Annotated in this window: 17 protein-coding genes and 1 pseudogene; 7 read left to right on the top strand and 11 right to left on the bottom strand. The window is 67.1% G+C overall.

Going from position 1 to position 20,448, the window contains the following annotated elements; all coding sequences use genetic code 11:
• Positions 1 to 213: 213 nt before the first annotated feature.
• Complete coding sequence (locus ACLIVD_RS01345) at positions 214 to 1,569, top strand: MFS transporter (RefSeq protein ID WP_283336489.1); 1,356 nt, start codon at positions 214 to 216, stop codon at positions 1,567 to 1,569.
• Between the two features lie 203 nt (positions 1,570 to 1,772).
• A complete protein-coding gene (locus ACLIVD_RS01340) occupies positions 1,773 to 2,627 on the top strand; it encodes a TauD/TfdA dioxygenase family protein (protein ID WP_280784801.1) in 855 nt (284 codons plus the stop codon).
• 156 nt (positions 2,628 to 2,783) lie between these two features.
• Here the strand turns inward: ACLIVD_RS01340 and ACLIVD_RS01335 are convergent, their stop codons facing one another.
• Positions 2,784 to 6,041: a protein kinase domain-containing protein gene (locus tag ACLIVD_RS01335; protein WP_283336488.1), complete on the bottom strand. Its 3,258-nt coding sequence runs from the start codon at positions 6,039 to 6,041 to the stop codon at positions 2,784 to 2,786.
• Positions 6,042 to 6,300: 259 nt separating this feature from the next.
• The gene (locus tag ACLIVD_RS01330; RefSeq protein ID WP_280784803.1) at positions 6,301 to 6,897 is read right to left on the bottom strand and encodes a TetR/AcrR family transcriptional regulator; all 597 of its coding nucleotides are present in this window, start codon (positions 6,895 to 6,897) and stop codon (positions 6,301 to 6,303) included.
• A gap of 126 nt (positions 6,898 to 7,023) precedes the next feature.
• Between ACLIVD_RS01330 and ACLIVD_RS01325 the strand changes: the two genes are divergently transcribed.
• From ACLIVD_RS01325 to ACLIVD_RS01315, 3 genes are all read left to right on the top strand, one after another.
• Positions 7,024 to 8,529, top strand: a complete 1,506-nt coding sequence (locus ACLIVD_RS01325) for an APC family permease (protein ID WP_283336486.1) — start codon at positions 7,024 to 7,026, stop codon at positions 8,527 to 8,529.
• A 4-nt stretch (positions 8,530 to 8,533) separates the two neighbouring features.
• Entirely contained in the window at positions 8,534 to 9,433 is a 900-nt protein-coding gene (locus ACLIVD_RS01320) for a carbon-nitrogen hydrolase family protein (protein WP_491931812.1), read from the top strand.
• Positions 9,434 to 9,503: 70 nt separating this feature from the next.
• On the top strand, positions 9,504 to 10,550 hold the full coding sequence (locus ACLIVD_RS01315; protein WP_491931811.1) for a GGDEF domain-containing protein: 1,047 nt from the start codon (positions 9,504 to 9,506) through the stop codon (positions 10,548 to 10,550).
• 28 nt (positions 10,551 to 10,578) lie between these two features.
• Here the strand turns inward: ACLIVD_RS01315 and ACLIVD_RS01310 are convergent, their stop codons facing one another.
• Positions 10,579 to 11,535, bottom strand: coding sequence for a DMT family transporter (locus tag ACLIVD_RS01310; RefSeq protein ID WP_491931810.1), 957 nt, complete (start codon positions 11,533 to 11,535; stop codon positions 10,579 to 10,581).
• 74 nt (positions 11,536 to 11,609) lie between these two features.
• Between ACLIVD_RS01310 and ACLIVD_RS01305 the strand changes: the two genes are divergently transcribed.
• A complete protein-coding gene (locus ACLIVD_RS01305) occupies positions 11,610 to 12,512 on the top strand; it encodes a LysR family transcriptional regulator (protein ID WP_105423218.1) in 903 nt (300 codons plus the stop codon).
• Between the two features lie 138 nt (positions 12,513 to 12,650).
• Positions 12,651 to 13,256 carry an Rv1733c family protein gene (locus ACLIVD_RS01300; RefSeq protein ID WP_491931809.1) on the top strand — a complete coding sequence of 202 codons (606 nt, stop codon included), beginning with the start codon at positions 12,651 to 12,653 and terminating at the stop codon, positions 13,254 to 13,256.
• Between the two features lie 26 nt (positions 13,257 to 13,282).
• Here the strand turns inward: ACLIVD_RS01300 and ACLIVD_RS01295 are convergent, their stop codons facing one another.
• From ACLIVD_RS01295 to ACLIVD_RS01260, 8 genes and pseudogenes are all read right to left on the bottom strand, one after another.
• Entirely contained in the window at positions 13,283 to 14,221 is a 939-nt protein-coding gene (locus ACLIVD_RS01295; protein ID WP_283354549.1) for a dioxygenase family protein, read from the bottom strand.
• 143 nt (positions 14,222 to 14,364) lie between these two features.
• Entirely contained in the window at positions 14,365 to 14,565 is a 201-nt protein-coding gene (locus tag ACLIVD_RS01290; RefSeq protein WP_105423212.1) for a hypothetical protein, read from the bottom strand.
• A 148-nt stretch (positions 14,566 to 14,713) separates the two neighbouring features.
• Positions 14,714 to 15,298, bottom strand: coding sequence for an Rv1733c family protein (locus ACLIVD_RS01285; RefSeq protein ID WP_105423210.1), 585 nt, complete (start codon positions 15,296 to 15,298; stop codon positions 14,714 to 14,716).
• A 159-nt stretch (positions 15,299 to 15,457) separates the two neighbouring features.
• Complete coding sequence (locus ACLIVD_RS01280; protein ID WP_491932981.1) at positions 15,458 to 15,595, bottom strand: hypothetical protein; 138 nt, start codon at positions 15,593 to 15,595, stop codon at positions 15,458 to 15,460.
• Positions 15,596 to 15,622: 27 nt separating this feature from the next.
• A pseudogene (locus ACLIVD_RS01275) lies at positions 15,623 to 16,537 on the bottom strand (DUF3500 domain-containing protein); the annotation flags it as partial.
• A gap of 108 nt (positions 16,538 to 16,645) precedes the next feature.
• Positions 16,646 to 18,280 (bottom strand): FAD-dependent oxidoreductase, encoded by a 1,635-nt coding sequence (locus ACLIVD_RS01270; RefSeq protein ID WP_477951397.1) that lies wholly within the window; start codon positions 18,278 to 18,280, stop codon positions 16,646 to 16,648.
• Positions 18,277 to 19,122, bottom strand: a complete 846-nt coding sequence (locus tag ACLIVD_RS01265; protein WP_418340463.1) for a fumarylacetoacetate hydrolase family protein — start codon at positions 19,120 to 19,122, stop codon at positions 18,277 to 18,279. Before ACLIVD_RS01265 ends, ACLIVD_RS01270 begins: the two co-directional genes overlap by 4 nt.
• A 41-nt stretch (positions 19,123 to 19,163) precedes the next feature.
• Positions 19,164 to 20,444: an MFS transporter gene (locus ACLIVD_RS01260; RefSeq protein WP_491931808.1), complete on the bottom strand. Its 1,281-nt coding sequence runs from the start codon at positions 20,442 to 20,444 to the stop codon at positions 19,164 to 19,166.
• Positions 20,445 to 20,448 lie beyond the last annotated feature (4 nt).

The following is a 20,448-nucleotide window of genomic DNA, read 5'->3' as shown; positions in this document are numbered from 1 at the left end:
GGTTAGGCATAACAGCAGGTTGAGGGCTCAAACTTTAAGAAATGAGAGCTTGCGCACAACTAGCCTCAGCATTAAGATATTGACCACTTAAGTAATTTGGTGGTTTCGATCTGTGCACGTTATTCAGAAACAGAGGCGCCCTAAAACGCTCTGATTCGCCACGGGTTCACGCGCCGCGTGACCCATGTTCGTCAAATAGCCGGGAGGCACAATATGGGTGGTGCAATCGCACGACCAGCGGGCGCAGGCTCGCCGAAGAAGGTCGCACTGGCGAGCCTGATCGGCACAACCATCGAGTGGTACGACTTCTTCATCTACAGCACCGCAGCCGTGCTCGTGTTCAACCATCACTTCTTCCCCAGCTTCGACCCGGCCATCGGAACCCTGCTGGCCTTCTCGACCTTCGCCGCCGGCTTCGTCGCCCGTCCGATCGGAGCCATCGTCTTCGGTCACTTCGGGGACAGGGTGGGCCGAAAATCGATGATGGTCGTCACCATCTTGATCATGGGCGTCGCCACCGTACTGATCGGCCTGTTGCCGACATATGCCACCATCGGCGCCTTCGCTCCGGTGCTGCTGGTGCTGCTGCGACTGACGCAAGGCTTCGCGCTCGGCGGCGAATGGGGTGGCGCTGCGCTCATGGCGACGGAGCATTCCCCCGATAGCCGACGTGGTTTCTTCGGCAGCTGGCCGCAGGCGGGGGTGGCGGTCGGACTGATCCTGGCGATGACCGTGTACCTACCCCTCGATGCAATGGCCGATGATCACTTCATGGCCTGGGGGTGGCGTGTTCCGTTCCTCCTCAGTGCGGTACTGGTGATCACCGGACTGATCATCCGGGTACAGGTCGCCGAGAGTCCGGAGTTCGACCGGGTCAAGGATGTGCACGCCGTCGTGCGCCTGCCGATCATCGAAGTTCTTCGCACACATCCGAAGCAGGTGCTCCTGGTCGCCGGCGCCAGCCTGTCGCCGGGCATCTTCTTCTACCTCCTGACCGTGTACAACTTCGTCTACACGCAAGAGGCAGGCGGCCTGAGCCAAAGTTCCATGCTGATTCTGGTGATCGTCACCTCCGCGGTCGGATTCGTGGTCACCCCGATCGCAGGTGCGCTCTCCGACAGATTCGGCCGGCAACGGCTCTTCCTGCTCGGCCTTGCCCTCATCGGTTCTCTCGCCTTCCCCCTCTACTGGGCGCTCGACTCGGGCTCGTACGGCTTCATCGCTGTCTGCTACGTCGCCGCGACCATCGCCGTATACATCCCGTGGGCGCTGCAGCCGGCATACTTCTCCGAGGCGTTCGACGCACGAGTCCGCTACAGCGGGCTGTCGCTGGCCACCACCCTCGGCAACCTCTTGGGCAGCGCCATCGCGCCGCTCATCGCCGGAACACTACTCAGCGCAACCCATGCGTCCATCTCCATTTCCCTGTATGTCTTCGTCACCGCAGCACTGTCGTTCGTCTGCGTACTGGTGCTCGGACGGACGAACCGGAAAAAAGATACGCAAGCCGACAGCGGAATCGGCACCGATAACGTGAGCGGGCTCCGCACTCCCACCTACTCGGAGTGATGCCCCTCATGGACGTCGCCTCTCGGGCACGGAAGCACTCACAATGACAGCGAACTCTGATCGGTCCCACAACTCCTGAAAGGACAACCTCTCGGAGAAGGGGTGCTCACCGTCCTGTGCTCTAGGGGTTCAGGCTCCGCCCGCCGCGGCACAGAATTCGCCCCCATCTAGTAACAGATAACACGCTGACGGAAGGAAACCCTATGAGCAGCAATGAATCACGATACGAAACATTCACCCTGGAACGCGCAACACCAACCATCGGGGCGTTCATCCACGGCCTGGATCTTCGTGACGAGATCACACCGCAGTGCCAGACCGAACTGCGCACAGCCTTCCTGGAACACGAAGTCCTGTTTCTTCGCGATCAGCACCTCGAGCCAGAAGATCAGCTCCGATTCGCGAAGGTGTTCGGAGACCCCCAGGAAGTAAGTGCATTCTTTCCCTCCCTTCCGGGAAACCCGTTCATCGAGGTGCTCGAATCTCGCGGTCGCGCAGCCGGAACCGACGTCTGGCACTCCGATCTGACCTGGCAGGCGACTCCAAATTCCGCGACCTGCCTCCACGCCCAGGACATCCCGCCCTGCGGTGGTGACACACTGTGGTCGAGCATGACTGCCGCGTATGACGCGCTACCGGAGACGATGAAGAACCTCATCGACGGGCTCGAGGCCGTGCACGATTGGGAAAAGGAACTGACCGGCGTCGTCCGCCAAGGAGATGACGGGGAAGCACGGTACGAGGAAACACGCCGAAAGTATCCTCCGATGACCCATCCCGTCGTGCGCAAGCATCCAGAAACCGGTCGCAGACTTGTCTACGTCAACGAGTTGTTCACCTCACGCATCTCGGGGGTTCCTCCGCAGCTGAGTGACTCGCTACGAAACATGCTCACGGGCCTCGCCAAGACCCCGGAATATCAGGTCCGATTCCGTTGGGAACCGAACTCCCTCGTGATCTGGGACAACCGGTCGACGCAACACTACGCGGTCGGCGACTATCACCCGCACTACAGGCGCATGCACCGCGTCACCCTCAGAGGCGACCGCCCGGCCTGACACCCGGTGGCCTGCTGGGCGACCAGATTACCGGTCGCCCAGCAGCACTCATCCCTTCCTCGCTTTGGCGCGGATAGATAGATCCGCAACTGCAGAATATCTACCGGGGCAGAGGATCGAGGAAATCCCCGTCTCCGTCTTCATTCATTTCGTGTGTCATGGTTGCCGGTCCTGCTCGACGACCCACGCTGCGATCTGCGCGCGGGAGGTGAAACCGAGTTTGGTGAGTAGGTGCTCCACGTGACCTTGCGCAGTGCGGGGTGATATCACCAGTCGGGCGGCGATCGCCCTGTTGGTCAGGCCTTCGGCGGCGATCAGTTCGGCGACCTGCCGTTCACGTTTGGTCAGTTTCACTGAGGTATCCGACGTGGCGTCCGGGAGCCGTTCGCCGAGGGCATAGGCGATGGCGGCGTCAAAGCCCAAGCGCCGACCCTCTCGGCGCGCCGCCTCCATGGAGCTCTTGCCGAGCGCTCCATAGGCATTCTGTTCGGACTCCTCGCGGGAGACGAGTAATTGGGGGAACCCCACCGTGGGGCTGCCCACGGTGCGTCCGAGTTCGTCGGCGGCCGCCATCAGGATGACCGCGCGTCGCGCGTCATGCGCTTCGGCGGCGATCGAGCCCAGTGTCTCGAGGCACGCGATGGCGGTGCGCGGGGTATTCACCCGCCTGGTCAACTGCAATGACTGTTCGAGTAGCCGAACTGCCCGATCGGTATCACCGTGGCGCCACACCGCGTCACCCATGGCCCAGAGCGCGAACGACTGGTACATCGATTCACCGTGCGCCTGTGTGATCGCGACGATCTGTTCGTAACAGTCACTCGCCCGCTGGGATTCGCCGAGTTGTTCGTAGGCCATCCCCAGCCGGTGCAGCACCCCGACGTGTGAAACGTCCTCCTGTGTGCCGAAAACGGTGCCGGCGCTTTCCAGTCGCGCGCAGGCGCGTGTGGGATCACCCCTGAAAAGGGCGAGAAGGCCGTCCGCGTACTCGATGTATGCGTGGCTCACCGCGTCGGTTGTCTGTTCGGCCAGCCTGCGGCCCTCCTCCACCAGTGCGGCCCCCGCGGAGAGGTCGCCCTGCAATTCGGCCAGGACGCTGCCGGCGTACACCGCTTTGATTCGCTCCAGGGTCGGCTCCGCTGGAAAGTGTGCAAGGACGCGGCCCAGCCAGAATCGCCCCTCGCTGAGCAAGCTCCGGGAGAGCCAGAAGGGGAGCAAGCTCGCGGCGATGCGAAGTCCGATGTTGGGGCTGTCGGACACGCAGAACTCCATCGCCTCCCGCAGATTCGCTTGTTCTCGCTCGAATCGTGCGATCCAGTCCAGTTGCCGGGAGCTGATCCACTCGGCTTCAGCCTCGGCGGTCAGTTGCTCATACCAGTCGCGGTGCCGTCGACGCAGTTCGACATACTCCTCGGTGGCCTGGAGCTTCTCATGCCCGTACTCTCGCAGGGTCTCGAGCAGCCGAAAGCACACGGCCGAGCCGGATTCCACCCGGATCACGATCGATTTGTCCACCAGGGAGGTCACGGCGTCAAGCGGATCCGACGATGCCAGGCCATTCCCGCAGACCTGTTCCACCGCATCGAGTTCGAAGCTACCGGCGAACACGGACAACCGAGACCACAACTGTTGCTCCTGCGGGGTGCACAGATCGTAGCTCCAATCGATACACAGCCGAAGGGTCTGCTGACGAGAGGGTGCGCCTCGGCTGCCGCGGGTCAGCAGCGTGTAACGGTCGGTCAGCCGCGCAAGGATCTGCTCGGGCGACATCGCCCGCAACCGTGTCGCCGCCAGTTCGATCGGCAGCGGCAATCCGTCCAGGCGATGGCAGATCCCGGCGACCGCGACACCGTTGTCCTCGGTGAGCTCGAATCCGGGCACAGCTGCGGCTGCGCGATCGGCGAACAAGGTCACCGCATCGTAGCTGGGCAGCCCCTGCAGGGAGGGCCGTCCGTCGGGGTCGGGGACAGTGAGCGGGGGCACCCGGAGCAGTGATTCCCCGCCGATACCGAGTGGCTCGCGGCTGGTGGCGAGGATTCGCAATCCCGGACACGTCCGCAGCAGCGTCTCGGCCAACCCCGCGGCCCCGCCGAGGACGTGCTCGCAGTTGTCGAAGACCAGCAACAGCTCGCGCGGCACCAGAAACTCCACCAGCACGTCGATCAACGGCCTGGCCGAGTGATCACCCAATCCGAGAGATGCGGCGACCATGTCGACGAGCAACGACTCGTCACGCAGCTCGCCCAGCTCCACGAGCCACACTCCGTCGGCGTAATCGCGGTGCGTGATGGTCGCGACCCGCAACGCCAGACGCGTCTTCCCCACACCACCGATCCCGGTGAGCGACACCAAACGAGAATCCGACAACAGGTTCTTGAGTTCTGTCACCTCGTTCCGTCGGCCGACGAAACTGGTGAGTTCCAGGCAAATATTCGTCTTGACGTCCCCGACGGTGCGCGCCATCGTCAGGCGCTGCACGACAGAGTTCGGCAGTTTCCGCGGCGAGGACCCCGTAACGCCCTGCACGGCCATTCCGTCGACCGCAAATCCCCGGTGGAGCTGGATCTCGCGGAGTTCGTCGCCGAGCTGGACGGCGGACGGGCGGTCGTCCGGATTCGTCGACATCGCCCGCTCGATCACTTCCGCCACGTCGGCGGAGATTCCCTGCTCACGTAAATTCGGCACCGGATGTGTTGTGATCCTCAGGAACTGGGCAACCAGCTGTTCACCGCTGCGCCGTTCAAACGCGGCGTGGCCGGTGAGCGCGCAGAACAGCGTCGCCCCGAGACCGTAGATATCCGAACTGGAGGTCGGCGGATCGCCCGCGATCACTTCGGGCGCGGTGAATGCCGGCGAGCCGGTCACGGTGCCGGTGGTCGTCTCGAATCCTCCGGAGATGTGCGCGATACCGAAGTCGGTCAGCGCGGGTTCGCCGTAGTCGGTGAGCAGGATGTTCGCCGGTTTCACGTCGCGGTGCAGGATGCCGAGCCGGTGCGCCGTCTCCACCGCGCCAGCCAGCTTTACTCCGAGCCGCAGCGCGTCGCCCAATGGCAGGGGACCGTGGTCTCGGATCCGCACCTGCAAGGAGTCCTGCGGGTGATAGGGCATGACGATGTAGGGGCGGCCGGTGGCGGTGGCACCGGCTTGCAGGACAGGGACGATGTTCGGGTGGCCGGTCAACCTGCCCATCGCCTGCTGTTCCCGGAAGAATCGTGCCCGGTTCTCCGCTTCCATGTCGGCGGTGAGGACCTTCACCGCGACCGTTCGGTCCAGCTCAGTCTGGACACACCGGTAGACAACGCCGAAGCCACCGCGGCCGATTTCCTGGGCGTCTTCGAGCCCGGCGGCTGCTAGCTCCGCTGTGACTGAAGCATCCACCGCGCGCTGTGTCCGGTACGGATCGGCATCAACCATCGGCTACGCCGATTCACCCGATACGAGACACCCTTGACGATGCAGCACGGCGCTCACCTCACGAAAACGTCCTACCAGGATATCGCTGCAACGCTCGAGCCGGGACGCCACCGCCCTCTCCGAAATCCACTGGCAGTCGTTAGGCCGGAGAAGAGACGTTCTGCAGGATCTTGATGGGAGGCTCCTTGTCGGTGCTCGGCGGCCGGGCCTGGCGACGCGCACCCAACCTATCCGTTACTCACAGTTCCCCACACTCGGCCTAGCCGCTCAGATCGTGGCCGGTGGCCGCGCGCGCGTAGGAGTGGAGGCTGGCGATCACCTCGCCACGGCTGCGACGTCCGGCCAGCACCTCCATCTGGTAGCCGTCCTCCATGGCCACGAAGTTCGCTGCGAGCAGGCGCGGCGGGTCGGTGAGCGTGAAGTGACCCTGAGTCTGACCGATGACGAGAATGCCGTAGTAGACGGCGATTTGGCGCTCGGTCAGCGAACTGTCCAGGGCCGCCGCCTTGGCGTCGCGCAGCGATCTCGGCCAGCATTCGAACAGCAGTCGGACCAGTTCGTCGTCCGGTCCGCTCGCGACGCCGTGGTCGATGCAGGCCCGGAGGCGGTCGCGCGCGTCGGGGAACTGGTCGGCGACGCGCTCGCGCTCCTGACTGAACCGCTCGATGGCCCGCTGATACGTCTCGTAGATCAACGCGTCCAGGTCGCCGTAGTAGAGCACCGCCGCAGGGGTGACCCCGGCCTGCTCCGCGATGTCACGCAGACGCACCCCCTCCAGTCCGCGCGCGAGCACCGCCCGCTGGACGGCCTCACCGAGTTCGGCCCGGCGGGCCCCCTGATCCTTCTTCCGTGCCACGCCCTCGCTCCATCCTTACCGGTTTCTATATGGAGATTTAGACAATACCTGCCCAGCTATTGACAGGTAGATCACACTGTTCTTAAATTTCTATTTAAAGAATCCAACCCGATCTCAGGAGTCACCGTGTCGACCAATCCCACCGACGCCGAGACGAGTCTCGACCCACCACCAGCACCCACCGGAAAGGGACTGCGGGGCGGCTCCGTGGGTCTGCTCGCCGCAGTCGCGCTCGGCCTGTCCTCGGTCGCGCCGGCGTACAGCATCGCGGTCACGCTCGGTTTCGTGACGATGGTCGTCGGAAACCTCGCCCCCGCCGCCCTGCTCCTCGGTTTCGTGCCGATCCTTCTGACCGCGTTCGCTTTTCGCGAGCTGAACCGGGAGATGCCGGACTGCGGCACCACGTTCGTCTGGACCACCCGCGCGTTCGGTCCGCACACGGGATGGCTCTCCGGCGGCTGGGTGGTGCAGATCGCGACCCTCATCGCGATGACGGCACTCGCCCGAGTCGGAGCCGGGTACCTCCTGACCCTGCTCGGCCTGGATTCGCTGGCGTCCGACAACGTCGCCGTGATCGTCACCGCGGTCCTGATCGTCGCCGCGGTCACCACCATCGCCTACCGCGGGCTGCAACTGGCCGCGTCCGTGCAGTACGTGCTGCTGGGGCTGCAACTGGTCGCCCTGTTCGGGTTCGGAGCGGCCGCGTTCGCCCGCACCGGCGCCTCCGCACCGAGCCTGTCCTGGCTGAACCCGTTCGCGTTCGGCGGCTTCGGCCCCTTCGCGGAGGCGGTGCTGCTGTGCCTGTTCATCTACTGGGGATGGGACGCGCTGATCACCGTCAACGAGGAAACCCGTGACAGCGACCGCATCCCCGGTCAGGCCGCCGTGATCTCCACCCTCGTCCTGCTCGGCACGTACCTCTTCACCGGATTCGCCGCGATCAGCTTCGCCGGCATCGGCACCGACGGGCTGGGCCTGGGCAATCCCGACAACGCGGGGGACGTACTCGCCACGCTCGGGCCGCCGGTACTCGGCGCGGGCCTGTCGAAGGTGGTCGAACTCGCCATCTGCGTGTCGGCGATCTCGGCGCTGCTCACGTGTGTCATCGGCAGCTCACGCGCCACCCTCTCCATGGGCGCCCACGGCGCACTGCCCCGCGCCTTCACCCGAATCCACCCCACCTACCGCACGCCCGCGTTCGCCACCGTGTTCTTCGGTGCGACCGCCGCGGTCCTGCTGACCGTCCTCACGCTCGTCTCCGGCAACTTCCTCGGCGACGCGATCCTTTCGATCGGACTGCTCATCGCGTTCTACTACGGCGTCACCGGTCTCGCCTGTGTCTGGTACTTCCGCCACCGCCTGACCGACTCGCCGCGCGACCTGTTCCTCCGGGGAATCCTGCCCGCACTGGGCGGGACGATCATGCTCGCCGCCTTCGCGCGCAGCGCCCACGACATGCTCGACCCGGGCTACGGGGCGACCTCGTTCCACGGCATCGGCGGGGTGTTCCTGCTCGGTGTGGGCTCGATCGCCGTCGGCGCCGTGGTGATGCTGCTCGTCCGCACCCGTTTCCGCCGCTTCTTCCGAGACGGCCGCACCGCCGTCACCGAACTGACCGTCACAGAGGACTGAACCCATGCGCACACTGACCATCGCCGCCATCCAGACCGCCCCGGTCCCGTTCGACGTGGAGGCCACCTGGCAGCGGTTCGCCGACCAGGTCCGCGCCGTGCGCGACACCTTCCCGCACGTCGAACTCGTCGTGGTCCCCGAACTCGTGCTGGCCGCGGAGGCGCCTCTCCTGCAGGCCCGCGCCGACTGGATGGACCAGGTGGCGCTGCCACTCGCCGGCCCCCACATCGACCGGATCTGCGCACTCGCCGAGGAAACCGGCCTGTGGCTGGTGCCCGGAAGCCTCTACGAGCGCGGCGACGACGACAAGATCTACAACACCGCCATCGCCGTGTCGCCGCTCGGCGAGGTGGTGGCCCGCTACCGCAAGGTCTTCCCCTGGCAGCCGTACGAGCAGACCGCACCCGGCAGCGAGTTCGTCGTCTTCGACATCCCCGGCACCGGCCGGATCGGCCTGGCCATCTGCTACGACGGCTCCTTCCCGGAAACCGCACGCCAACTGGCCTGGCTCGGGGCGGAAGTGATCATCCAACCCACCCTCACCACCACCCGTGACCGCGAGATGGAACTCGTCTGCTCCCGCGCCAACGCGTGGACCAACCAGGTCTACGTCGTCAACGTGAACGGCGCCGACCCGGCCGGAGTCGGCGCCAGCGTCGTCGTCGACCCCGAGGGCATCGTCCGCCAGCAGGCCGGGTCGGGAGAAGAAGTCCTCGTCGACACCCTCGATCTCGACGCCGTGACCCGGGTCCGCACGTACGGCACGTTCGGCCTCAACCGCCCCTGGGACCAGATCGCCCGGCACGGCGACGGGATCCGACTCCCGATGTACGGCGGCGCGGGCATCCAGACACCGCCGTGGCACGACGACGCCACGCAGGTCGCCGCGTCCACACCCAGCTGACCCGCCCTCCCGGAAGGGGCGGTCACGAGAGACCCGCCCCTTCCGGGACCGGTCCTGGATAATTGCGAAGGTGAGGCCCCTCGCTGCGTCGTCCGTCGACACGGTCCTGCAGGACTATCAGCCGCGCATCCTGCGCCGCTACCTGTGGATCACGACTGCGCTGCACCTCGCGGGGTTCGTCCTCCCGCCCATGGTCGGGTTGTCGATTCGGCCGGAAACCGTCGCCGCTCGCACGGCCGGCGTTCTCCTCGGAGTGTTCGCACTCGTCGTGCTGCACCGGGGCGGACGCAGGCCGAGCCGACGCGCCTACCAGGTCTGCACGACGGCGGCACTGCTCGCCACACCGATCGTCATGTCCGGTCTCGTTCTCGCCGTGGCCCAACTGCTCTGCGCGATCGCGGCGATGTTCCTGGCGATGTACTTCGTCGTGTTCTACCCGAAACGGCAGTCACGGCTCCTCGTCGGATGCCTCACCGCGTTGATGGTGGTCGGAGTCGTCGTCGCACCCACCGCCTTGACGCTGGTGCCGGTCGAGGTGGACACGGTGACCGTGAAGGCCGCCGTTCTCGTCGTGGCCGTCAGCTGCGTACTCGGTGCGGCCGAGATGTTCGGATCCCTCACCCGGACCCTGATCGAATCGGCCAGCACCGACGGACTGACGGCCCTGCTCAACCGCGCCGGTTTCGAGCTCGCGTTCCGGCACGCCCTCGAAAGCGCGGGCACCGGACAGGTCTCCGTGACGTTGGTCCTCATCGACGTCGACCAGTTCAAGTCCACCAACGATCACTACGGCCACGCCGCGGGCGACGCGGTTCTCGTCGACCTCGCCAACTACCTCGCCGAGCACATGCCCCGCGGCGCCCTTCTCGCCCGGGTCGGCGGCGACGAGTTCGTCACCTGCGCGGTCGGCGAGCACCACTCCGAGCTGCCCGGCGTGATGGCGCAACTCGCCCGGCAGAGCCCGACCCCGTTCAGCTTCGGCTGCGCGTCGTGCACCGGCGAGGCCGACCCACTCACCGCGCTCTACCGGCACGCCGACCGCGAGCTGTACTCGGCGAAGCAGCGACAGCACCCACCCGAACCGCCCGCCGACGAACCCACACTGCGGACGGGGTGAAACACCTGGGCAGACGCCGCACCCTGCGTCATTCGGCGATTCGCGCGGTCACCGGACGCCGGTCCGCCGGCTTCACGTGCGTGACCATCCACACCGCTGCGACGACGAGTGCGCAGCCGGCGAACTGCCCGATGCTGGGACGCTCGTGCACGATCGCGATGGAGAACAGCATCGCCAGCACCGGCTGGAGCAGCAGCAACGTGGCGCCCACCTCGGCGGCGAGCCGCGGCAGGGCGAATCCGATGAGGACCCAGCCGAGCACCTGGCTGCTGAGCGACAGCGCCGCCAGCCATCCCAGCGCGGGCCATCCCGGCGTGAGGTCCACCGTTCCCCACAGTGATCCCACTGCGGTCCCGACGACTCCCGCGGCGATCGTCGACACGAACACCTGCGACGACGCCCGGTGTGCGGATCCGGCGCGGCCGATGACGAAGATGTAGATCCCGTAGGCCACGCCCGCCGCCAGCGACAGCAGAGTTCCGAGGAACAGCTGATCGCCGTCGCCGCTGCCGCCGAGGATTCCGCCGGCGAGAGCCACACCGGCGAACAGGAAGGGAACCGCCGCGACGAACCGGACCGGCACCCGCGCACGGAAGAAGACCCACGCGAGCAGTGGCACGACGACGACTTGCACGTTGACGACGACGGTGGAGATTCCGGCGCCGATCAGGTGGATCGATCGCGCCCACAGCGCGAAGTCGACGCCGAGCATCATCCCGCCGAGCACCTGGGCGCCGATCACCCGACGCGGAATCCCGCCGTACCGCCGAAACTCTTGCAGCGCAAGAAGACCGAGGATGGGCAGCGCCAGCACACACCGGAAGAACGTCGACGTGGCCGGCTCCACCCCGGACAGCTTGATGAGACTGCCGGTCAGCGAAGTCGCCACCGCACCCGCCAGCACCAGCAGTCGCGGATCCACGGACGCGACGCTGAAGGAGGGGCTGACGAGGGCACGGGGACGCAAACGGAGAGCGGTAGTCACACCGAGAATTCTCCGAGGCCCCAACCATTACAACAAGTGAATAGTCGTGTCATGAAAGCAGTAGCATTACTACTATGTTGAGCGTCGATCGCCTTCGCGCGCTGTGCGCTGTCGCCGAACACGGATCGATCGGCGCCGCAGCCCGCGCCCTGCACGTGACGCCGTCCGGGGTGTCGCAGCAACTCGGCAAGTTCGAACGGGAGGTCGGCGTCCGGCTCCTGGTGCCCGCGGGCCGCGGCGTCCAGCTCACCGATGCGGGCCGGCTCCTGGCCCGTCGCGGGCAGGAAGTGATATCGCTTCTGGCGCAGGCCGAATCCGAAGTCGTCTCCCTCGACCGCGACGTGGTGGGAGAACTGCGAATCGGGTCCTTCTCCTCCGCAGGCAGAGTCGTCGTGCCGACTGCCGTGGCGACGCTGCGCAGGCGTCACCCGCAGCTCGCGGTCAGCTTCTTCGCCGGCGAGACCGAGGACCTCATACCCGCGATCGTGCGCCGGGAACTCGACCTCGCCGTCGTCGACAGCTGGGTCACGATGCCACTGCACCTGCCCGAGGACGCAGTGCACACCCTGGTGCACCGCGACTCCGCCGACGTCGCACTGTCCCGGGACCATCCGCTGGCGTCCCGCGATCACGTCGATCTCGACGAGATCGCGGACATGCCGTGGACGACGTGGAAGAAGGGCGCGGTGTACCACACCTGGCTGGTGCAGACGTTGCGCAACCGCGGCGTCGAACCGGATATCAGGTACGAAGTGCCCGAATTCGCGGCTCAACTCGAATTCGTCGCGCACGGTCTCGCCGCCGCACTCGTGCCGCGCCTGGCCCGCGTCTGGGTGCCGGACAACGTGGCGATCGTCCCCGTGCGTCCCACACTCGAACGCGAGATCTACGCACTCCGCCGCGCCGACAACGACCGCCCCACGGTCCGGGCCGGGATCGAGGCACTGACCGAAGCCTTCGCCGGAATCGGCGCGTGACAGCTCCCCCGTCGCCCGACCTTTCGCGACGGGTCTGACGCGGCCACACCGGCCGCGCACGAACACCTGCCAGAAGGCCCTACACGTGCAGGCGTTTCGGTTGCACAATGGTGGTGGGCAACCACCCGGAGGTGCGCGATGAGCGAAACGTGTGCAGCGCCGACACGGCTGTGGCGTCTGGGTCCATGGAGCCGCAACCCGCTCATGCGGGGGTGCGACCGGCTCCGCTCCGCGATGGTCCTCATCGGGGTGTTCTTCGTGCTCATGATGATTCCACTGGCCGCGGCCTACGGAACCGAGACGTACTCGCGGCTCGACCAGCAGACGCAGGCCGAACTCGCCACCCGGCACCCGACACCCGCCAGGCTCGTCGAGGATTCCCGCACCGGGACCACGGGAGAACCCCTGCCGGCCGCACCCCAGTATCAAGCCCACGCACGGGTGCAGTGGTCGGCGAACGGGCAGACACACACCGCCGACGTTCCCACCGAATCGGCCGCGAAGGCCGGCCAGACCGTCACCGTCTGGCTCGACCCGAACGGCGATCTCGTCCCGGCGCCGGAGACCGGTTCGCAGAACGCCGCCACGGCGGTGAGCGTCGCGTGCGGGATCTGGGTGACCGCGACCGGCGGGTACTGCCTCCTCTTCCTCGTCGTCCACTGGGTCGCGTCCCGCCGGCAGCAGGCTCAGCTGACCCGCGAATGGAACGAACTCGACCGACCACCCGGGTGGCACGTCAGCTGACGGACGACGGAACCGAGCCGCGACGGCTACCGGCCGGGTGCCCCGTTCGGCGGCTGCCCGCCACCCTCACCGGGACCGCTCGGCGCGGACTGCGTGTTCGCCGACTTCTCGGCGACACCGATCGTGATCGAGATCGTCATACCGGTGGCGGGTTCTCCCGACACGGTGGCCAGCTCGGCATCCCAGCCGTCCCCGAACACGTTGTCCGAGTCCAGGGAGACCTTCGACAGGTTGCCGACACTGTTCGCGTACCCGCTGTCGTAGGCGAAGACGGTGGTGCACGCGTCCTGCGGCACTGCGATCTGCGACGTCAACCGGGCGCCCTCGCCCGCCACCGCAGATTCCAGTGAGTCGAACACCTCGAAGTGAATGTGCGGCCAGCGTCCCGAGTAGCAGGCCGGGAAGATCGACGTGAACGACACCGTGCCGGCGGAGTCCGCCACCTGAACGCCGCGCAGGTAGTTCTGCTCGGTGATGCCCTGACCGTAGAGCGAGTACTCGCCGTCCCGGTCGCAGTGCCACAGGTAGACGGCCATTCCCGCGCCGGCCGCGCAGTCCTTCGTCAGATCCTGCAGGTTCAGTTCGATGGTCGTCGCGACACCCTCCGCCGTCCCGGAGTACGCGCCGAAGCTGCTGCGAATGTCCTGCCGGACGATCCCCGACTCGACCAGCACGTTCGGGCCGTTGGACCCGTCACCGGGATACGGTCCGGCCGTTTCCTGCGGCGCCGCCGCCACGCACGTGCCGTCGCTCACCGTCTCCGCCGTGGTCGCGGCGGCCCCTGTCGACGACGAGGACGACGTCGCCGTCGATCCCGCCGACGAGCACGCCGCGAGCGCGGTCGCACCCGCCGCGCCGAACACGAACAGTGCGCGGCGACGCGACAACATCGATTTCAGGTCGTGGCTGAGGCCGCGATCGTGCTCGTGCACTTCGTCGGCGTGGTGACGCGGGCTGTTCGTCATGAGGACCTCTCCATGGGCTGTTCCGGTTACATCCCATACAAGCGGTCGCCGGTGCGGGCCCCCTCGAGCTTCGCTGTGGAGTCGCTGTGAACGCCTGTCGCCCAGCAGCGGTCGCCTTGGGGCCGTCTCGCGAGACGCGTCGGTCAGAGAGATTCGGCGCCGGCCGTGCCGGAGAATGATTCGTTCTCGAGGTCACGCACGAGGGGGATGCCGAGCGCAGCGAGCAGCATCCGGCAGTCGTCGGCATCGATCGAATGGTGGGCGACCGTCCGCTGCGCCTTACGGACGGACTCTTCGTCGAGCTCGCGTTCGCTTTCGAATATAGAAGCATCCCGGTCGGACATGGCTCCCACCTTTCCTCGGCATCACCTGAATAGCCCGGAGTGAGGCCACCGAAACCGACACGGGACAGCGCGACCGGGTGACGTCCGAAGCGGATTCAGATCCGTCCGAGGTGAGGTACGAGGCCTGTCGAACCGGCCCGCGGGAGGATCAGCGACTGTAGGTCGCGAACAGCCTGCGGATGCTCTCGTCCCAGTACTGCTGGCGCCGGCGTTCGACCGCGCGGGAGAACATCGCCCACACCGCACCCAGGAGCAGCGCGCTCGCGGCGAGGGTGATGAGCACTGCCGCGACCGCGGCGCTGACGACGTCGGAGGTCGTGATCCGCGGGCCGGCCCAGCTTCCGTCGTCGCCGACGGCGATGGTCTTCGAGGTGCCCGCCGGAGTCCCCGAGGGGACCTCGATGCTGTCGGTGCGGGACTCGGAGCCCCATGCCCACGTCGCCTTCACCATCGGGGTGGTCCGGACCGAGCCGCGGGGCGACAGGGTGATCGGGGCGTCGGCGTTGGTGACGGCCTCGACGAGGGTCGTGGTGGCGCGTTGTTGCGCGGCCCGCGCACTCTCCTGGTGGTACTCCCAGGTGCCGATCACGGCGGCGAGCACGATCGCGAGACCCGCGAGGGTGACGATGACGGATTTCAGGGTGGCCGCGAAACGATCGACCGGTCGCGCGAACGGGTTGGACGGTCGACCCGACACCGAGTACACCACGGTTGCCTTCGAGCGCCCCAACACAATCCACCTCATTGTTTCGTCCACGTTAAATGTCAGCTTCACCAGTGTCGCCACTGATCAGGCAACAGGGAAACCGAAATGGACAAACTTGACGAGTCTCACACTCCGCGGGCAGACCGGAGTCGGCCCCGCTCAGCGCTGTGCGGGGCAGAGCGGCACTCAGGTTTCGAGGTGCGGATCGGACTGTTCGCTGGACACCGTCCGGCTGCTCAGGTGCCCGCCGCCCCACTTCGAGTCGGTCCCGGCGTGGAGTGCGAGCAGGTCGTGTCCGAAGTCGTTGTCGAAGTCCCGCAGCACGGTGTGCAGGTGGTTCCCGCCGCCGACGGCGTTGACCGCCTCGATGAGGTACCGGTCGGTGTGGACGCGGAAGTAGTGCGGTGCGCCGCGCTTCTGCGCACCGGCCCACGCGAAGAAGACCCGGTCGATGCCGCCCTCCCGCAGCGCCTGCCGGTGCCGGTCGCCGGCTTCCTCGGGCAGTCGCTCGAGTTAGCAGTCCACGATCCCCAGCAGTGCGTGCTGCTGGTCACCGGACAACTTCGCCCCGCTGATCCCGGACGGCCGATCGCGGACGAACTTCAGGGCGACCCGGTCGGCGTCGGTGATGGTGTAGCCGGGCATGCCGAGGTCGTAGTGGTCCGGGTATTCGTAGGCCCCGATCCGCGGCACCTGCCGGGTCACAAAGTCGGCCGGTGCGACGTCGTGGATGACGGCGAGGCCGCGCTGCTCGTCGTCCAGGGAGGCCAGCAGGTCGAAGGCCAGGCCCTCGTCGTCGGCGAGGGGTTTGAGCACCCCGTCGTACTCGGTGGGCTGCGCGCCCAACGCGACCGGGGTGGCGGAGATCCACCGCTCGTCGACGATCGTCAGGTTGAGGCAGACGTGGTGACCGAGGAAACGCAGCGTCCAGGTGTCCTCGAATCCCGGCCGGCCGAAGAAGGTCAGGAAGTACGAATCCGAGGTGCGCCAGGTCTGCAGTGCCGGTCCGAGGAAATCCTGCTCGTAGTCCCGGAGGACGTGCTCGAGTTGGGGGATCGAGAGCACCTTCGTGAAGGTGCGCAGCGGCACGGCCAACCGGATCAGATCCCACACCAGCACCTTCTGGTGACGGTCCAACTGGTGCAGCGGGATGCCGGTGCGGTCCGGTTTGGGGATGATGTCCCAGTTCAACCGCCGCGGGTCGTCGAAATCGTCGATGATCGCGGTCGCCCGTTGCCGGGGGTCGAACGTATCGATCAAACCCATGGCGGTCACGAGCAGCTTGGTCGCCGTCTGAGGCGCCTCATGGAGAGCAGACACGTGAATCTTCCTTCTCGAGTGTGGAGGTGGAGCGTCCGGCGAGGGGAGGTGTTCTCACCATCCCGCCGCGATGTCGATCGCCTTCTCGGCGCTCGCGAGGTCGCCGCCCCGCCACGCCACGTGCTGGTCGGGTCGGACGAGGACGAAGGGGGCGCCGAGGAGACTGCCCAGAGATCCCCCGGTGTCGGACAATCGCAGCACCGTCACAGGGACACCGAGTTCCTCGGCCTTCGCCGTCAGCGGTTCGAGTTCGGCGGTGTGCCGCGAGGATCCCACGTCGTCCAGCACGACGAGGGTGTACTCCGGGCCGAGAACGTCGTAGAGCGAACGGCCGTCTCCCAACCACGCGTGCGGCAGTAGCGCTCCGGGGCACGCGGTGGGCACGTACTCGACGGGATCTTCCGCCGGCGGCGCCGATCCGTCGGGCACGATGACGGGCGAGTCGGTGTAGGCGTAGCCGAGAACGAGTCCGAGTGAATGGAATTCGCTCTTCTTCACGGCGAGCGCCTCTGCCGTGCGGCGGCGCGCCTCCTCCGCTGCCGGACCGTCCTGACCGATCTCGACGGTGGAGAAATGATGCGCGAGAGCCTTTTCCTGCGCTCCGGCTTCGGCGATGGTGCGGGCGGCGACGGGCCGGCGTTCGGCTTCGTAACTGTCGAGCAGTTGCGGCCCGGCCCAGCCGCGCAGCGTCGCCGCGATCTTCCAGGCGATGTTGACGGCGTCACCGATGCACGTGTTGTACCCGTGCCCGCCCCACGGCGGATTGAGATGCGCGGCGTCGCCGACGAGGAACACCCGGCCCTTGCGGTAGCTGTCGGACAGCAACATTCGTGCCACCCACGGGTCGGTGGCGATGATCTCGACCGGGACCGGCTCTCCGATGAGGCGGTGCACGAGCGCGGTGGCGTCGACCTCCTCGTCCCGGACGTCGACGCCCTGCACGATCGCCCACCAGGTGTCCGACAGGTCGAGCCGGCCCACGATGCCCGCCGCCCCGGGCGCCATCACCCAGTGGTGGACGGCACCGTCGAACGGCACCCGCTCGGCCAGGCCCGGCGCACGGAACAGGATGCTGAGATTGGGGCGCTCGCCGGACGTGCCCTCGAACCGGGCGCCGATGGACTCGCGCACGATGCTCGCGCCGCCGTCGCACCCGAGGACGTAGTCCGCCACGACCGTTCGGGTCTGCCCCGGACCCTCCACCGTGGCACGGACGGTGCCGTCGGGGAGTTCCTCGAGCGACGTGACCCGCTCCCCGAGTTGCAGGGTGGCGAATTCGCTGCGCTGCACCGCCTCCCGAAGCACGGTCTCCACGACAGGTTGTGGTGCCTGCTGGCCGCGTTCGGGCGCCACCGTCGGGGTGGCGACGTCGAGCTGGAAGCCGTTCTCGAACCGGGTGATCTCGTGGCCCAGCAGAGTCGAGCAGAACACGATGTCCTGCGCCCACTCGACGGGAAGGGGCGACGCGGCACGCACCTCGTCGGCCAGTCCCCACCGCCGCAGGTGCGTCATGGTGCGGGCGTTGGTGGTCTTGGCGCGCGGGCGTTCGGCGTCGACGTCGACCCTCGGTTCGACGACCAGGCTTGCCACCCCGTGGTGGGCCAGTTCGAGCGCGGCCGCGAGCCCGGACGGCCCGCCGCCGGCGATCAGTACCGGTGTCCGGTCGACACCGGACGCGACGTCGGTCATGCGCCCTTCCTTCCGCTGGCATCGACGATCGGGGTCCGCAGGACGCCGAGCTTGTCGATCTCCACCTCGACGATATCGCCGGGCCCGAGCAGCCACGGTGGGTTGCGCACGTAGCCGACGCCCTCCGGGGTGCCGGTGGCGATGATGTCGCCGGGGTGCAGGGTGAACGTCTCGCTGATGAGGGCGATGATCTCGCCGACCGAGAAGATCAGGTCCCGGGTGTTGCCGTCCTGCACGACCGTTCCGTTGACGCGGGTCTGCACCCGCAGACCGTCGGACAGATCCCCGACCTCACCGGCGGGAACCAGCGGGCCGAGGGGTCCGGACCGGTCGCCGTTCTTGCCGAGCGTCCATTGCGCGGTCAGTTTCTGCGCCTTGCGGGCGGTGAGGTCGTTGAAGCAGGCGTAGCCGAGCACCCCGGCCTGGCCGGTGGCCGCGTCGACGCTTTCGAGCCGGGTGCCGATGAACGCGGCCACCTCACCCTCCCAGTCCAGGCCCGCCTCGTTGGCCGGTACCGGTGTCGGGGCTCCGTCGACGCTCAGCGACGGGGTCCACCGCCCGAACAGCGTGGGGTAGGGCGGCGGGGTGAAGCCGCCCTCGGCGGCGTGGGCCTTGTAGTTGAGGCCAACGCAGATGACGCGGGCGGAGTCGGGCACCGGCGGCACCACGCTGACGAGCGTGACGTCGATCTCGGGCGATTCGAGGTGTTCCGCTCGTGCCACCCACCCGGCGGCGTCGCTCCAGAATTCCTCGAGTGTGGCGAGCGGTCGAACGAAGCCGTCACGGAGGACACCCACGGTCACGGCGTCCTGATCCTTCTTGCGATAGCCGACAATCTTCATCTATTTCATCCTTTTCGTCCGCCACCGTTCGGTGGCGAGTTCTAGCGGGAAACTTCGGTGCTGCGCGCGGTGGCCGCTTCGAGGTGGTTGTCCGCGTCGGCGGGGGTGGTGGTGCGGGGGCGTCGCGGGAGGGTGGCCATCACGACGCCGCCGATCAGCGCGGGCACGGCGAATGCCAGTGAGCTGACGATGACGGCACCGCCACCGGCGACGAAGAACGCGCCGTACGTGGGGCCCGCGATCGCGCCCGCCCGGCCGATTCCGAGCGCCCATCCGAGCCCGGTTGCCCTGAATCGGGCCGGGTAGAACGTCGCGATGTGATCGTTGAGCATGTTCTGGGTGCCGAGGCCGCCGAATCCGGCCAACGCCACCAGCAGCATCAGGACGGCGGTCGGCGGGTGTGTGCCCAGCAGCGCGAGAGAGACCGCGGCAGTGGAGAACCCGGCCAGGACCAGCGGTTTCGGACCGAACCGTTCGGCCAGCACGGAGGCGAGCAGCGTTCCGACGATGGCGCCGGCGCTGTAGACGAGCAGGAACGTCACCGCCGAACCGATCGGGTAACCGGCATTGCGCATGATCTGCGGCAGCCAGGTGGTCACCCCGAACATGGTGAGCATGCTGCAGATCGCGACGAACCAGATACCGACCGTGGCCCGCCCCATCCTGTCACCGAAGAGTTTGGCGACCGGCGACTTCGACGCCCGATCCCCGGAGGATCGTTCGGCGACGAACGCCCGCGACTCCGGCAGAAACGCGAACGCCAACGGCAGCAACGTGATCAGCGGAACCGCACCGAGTGCGTAGACCGGACGGAAACCGAACTCCTCGAGCAGCAGCAGGGACGCCGCCGATGCGAGGACGCCGCCGAACGCCGGTCCGGTGAGCACCATGCCGAGGATCCGGGACCGGTAGGCCGGGGACGCGAACTCCGCCGCCATCGCGATGGCGGTGGGCATCAACCCGCCGATCCCCAGGCCGGCCACCAGCCGGGTGGCGGCGAAGATCTCGAAGGTGGGGGCGATAGCGGTGACCAGGGTTGCCGTCGAGAAGAGCGTCAGGCACGCGAGGAACAGGCGGCGGCGGCCCAGGATGTCGGTGAGCGTCCCGGCGGTCAGCGAGCCGATGAGGACTCCGACCAGGGCGGCGCTGCCCACGGTGCCTGCCGCCCCGGCGGTGATGAACCAGGGGGCGTGGCCGATCAGGGCGGGCAGGGTGGCGCCGTAGACGAACAGGTCGTATCCGTCGCTGAGGAGGGCAGCCCAGCAGAGGACGGGCACGAGCACTCTGCCGCGGCCGCCGGGCGAGGACGTGGAGAAATTCATGCGG

This window comes from Rhodococcus sp. G6(2025) (assembly GCF_058628105.1).
Note: the sequence above shows the minus strand (reverse complement) of the source record. Positions and strands in the feature narration are given on the sequence as shown.

What these genes read in the sequence shown, in the direction of transcription:
- ACLIVD_RS01270 (WP_477951397.1), bottom strand. Translation starts at nt 18,280, where the DNA reads ATGACCGACGTCGCGTCCGGTGTCGACCGGACACCGGTACTGATCGCC.
- ACLIVD_RS01340 (WP_280784801.1), top strand. Translation starts at nt 1,773, where the DNA reads ATGAGCAGCAATGAATCACGATACGAAACATTCACCCTGGAACGCGCA.
- ACLIVD_RS01260 (WP_491931808.1), bottom strand. Translation starts at nt 20,444, where the DNA reads ATGAATTTCTCCACGTCCTCGCCCGGCGGCCGCGGCAGAGTGCTCGTG.
- ACLIVD_RS01335 (WP_283336488.1), bottom strand. Translation starts at nt 6,041, where the DNA reads ATGGTTGATGCCGATCCGTACCGGACACAGCGCGCGGTGGATGCTTCA.
- ACLIVD_RS01295 (WP_283354549.1), bottom strand. Translation starts at nt 14,221, where the DNA reads ATGACGAACAGCCCGCGTCACCACGCCGACGAAGTGCACGAGCACGAT.
- ACLIVD_RS01300 (WP_491931809.1), top strand. Translation starts at nt 12,651, where the DNA reads ATGAGCGAAACGTGTGCAGCGCCGACACGGCTGTGGCGTCTGGGTCCA.
- ACLIVD_RS01345 (WP_283336489.1), top strand. Translation starts at nt 214, where the DNA reads ATGGGTGGTGCAATCGCACGACCAGCGGGCGCAGGCTCGCCGAAGAAG.
- ACLIVD_RS01305 (WP_105423218.1), top strand. Translation starts at nt 11,610, where the DNA reads ATGTTGAGCGTCGATCGCCTTCGCGCGCTGTGCGCTGTCGCCGAACAC.
- ACLIVD_RS01290 (WP_105423212.1), bottom strand. Translation starts at nt 14,565, where the DNA reads ATGTCCGACCGGGATGCTTCTATATTCGAAAGCGAACGCGAGCTCGAC.
- ACLIVD_RS01320 (WP_491931812.1), top strand. Translation starts at nt 8,534, where the DNA reads ATGCGCACACTGACCATCGCCGCCATCCAGACCGCCCCGGTCCCGTTC.
- ACLIVD_RS01265 (WP_418340463.1), bottom strand. Translation starts at nt 19,122, where the DNA reads ATGAAGATTGTCGGCTATCGCAAGAAGGATCAGGACGCCGTGACCGTG.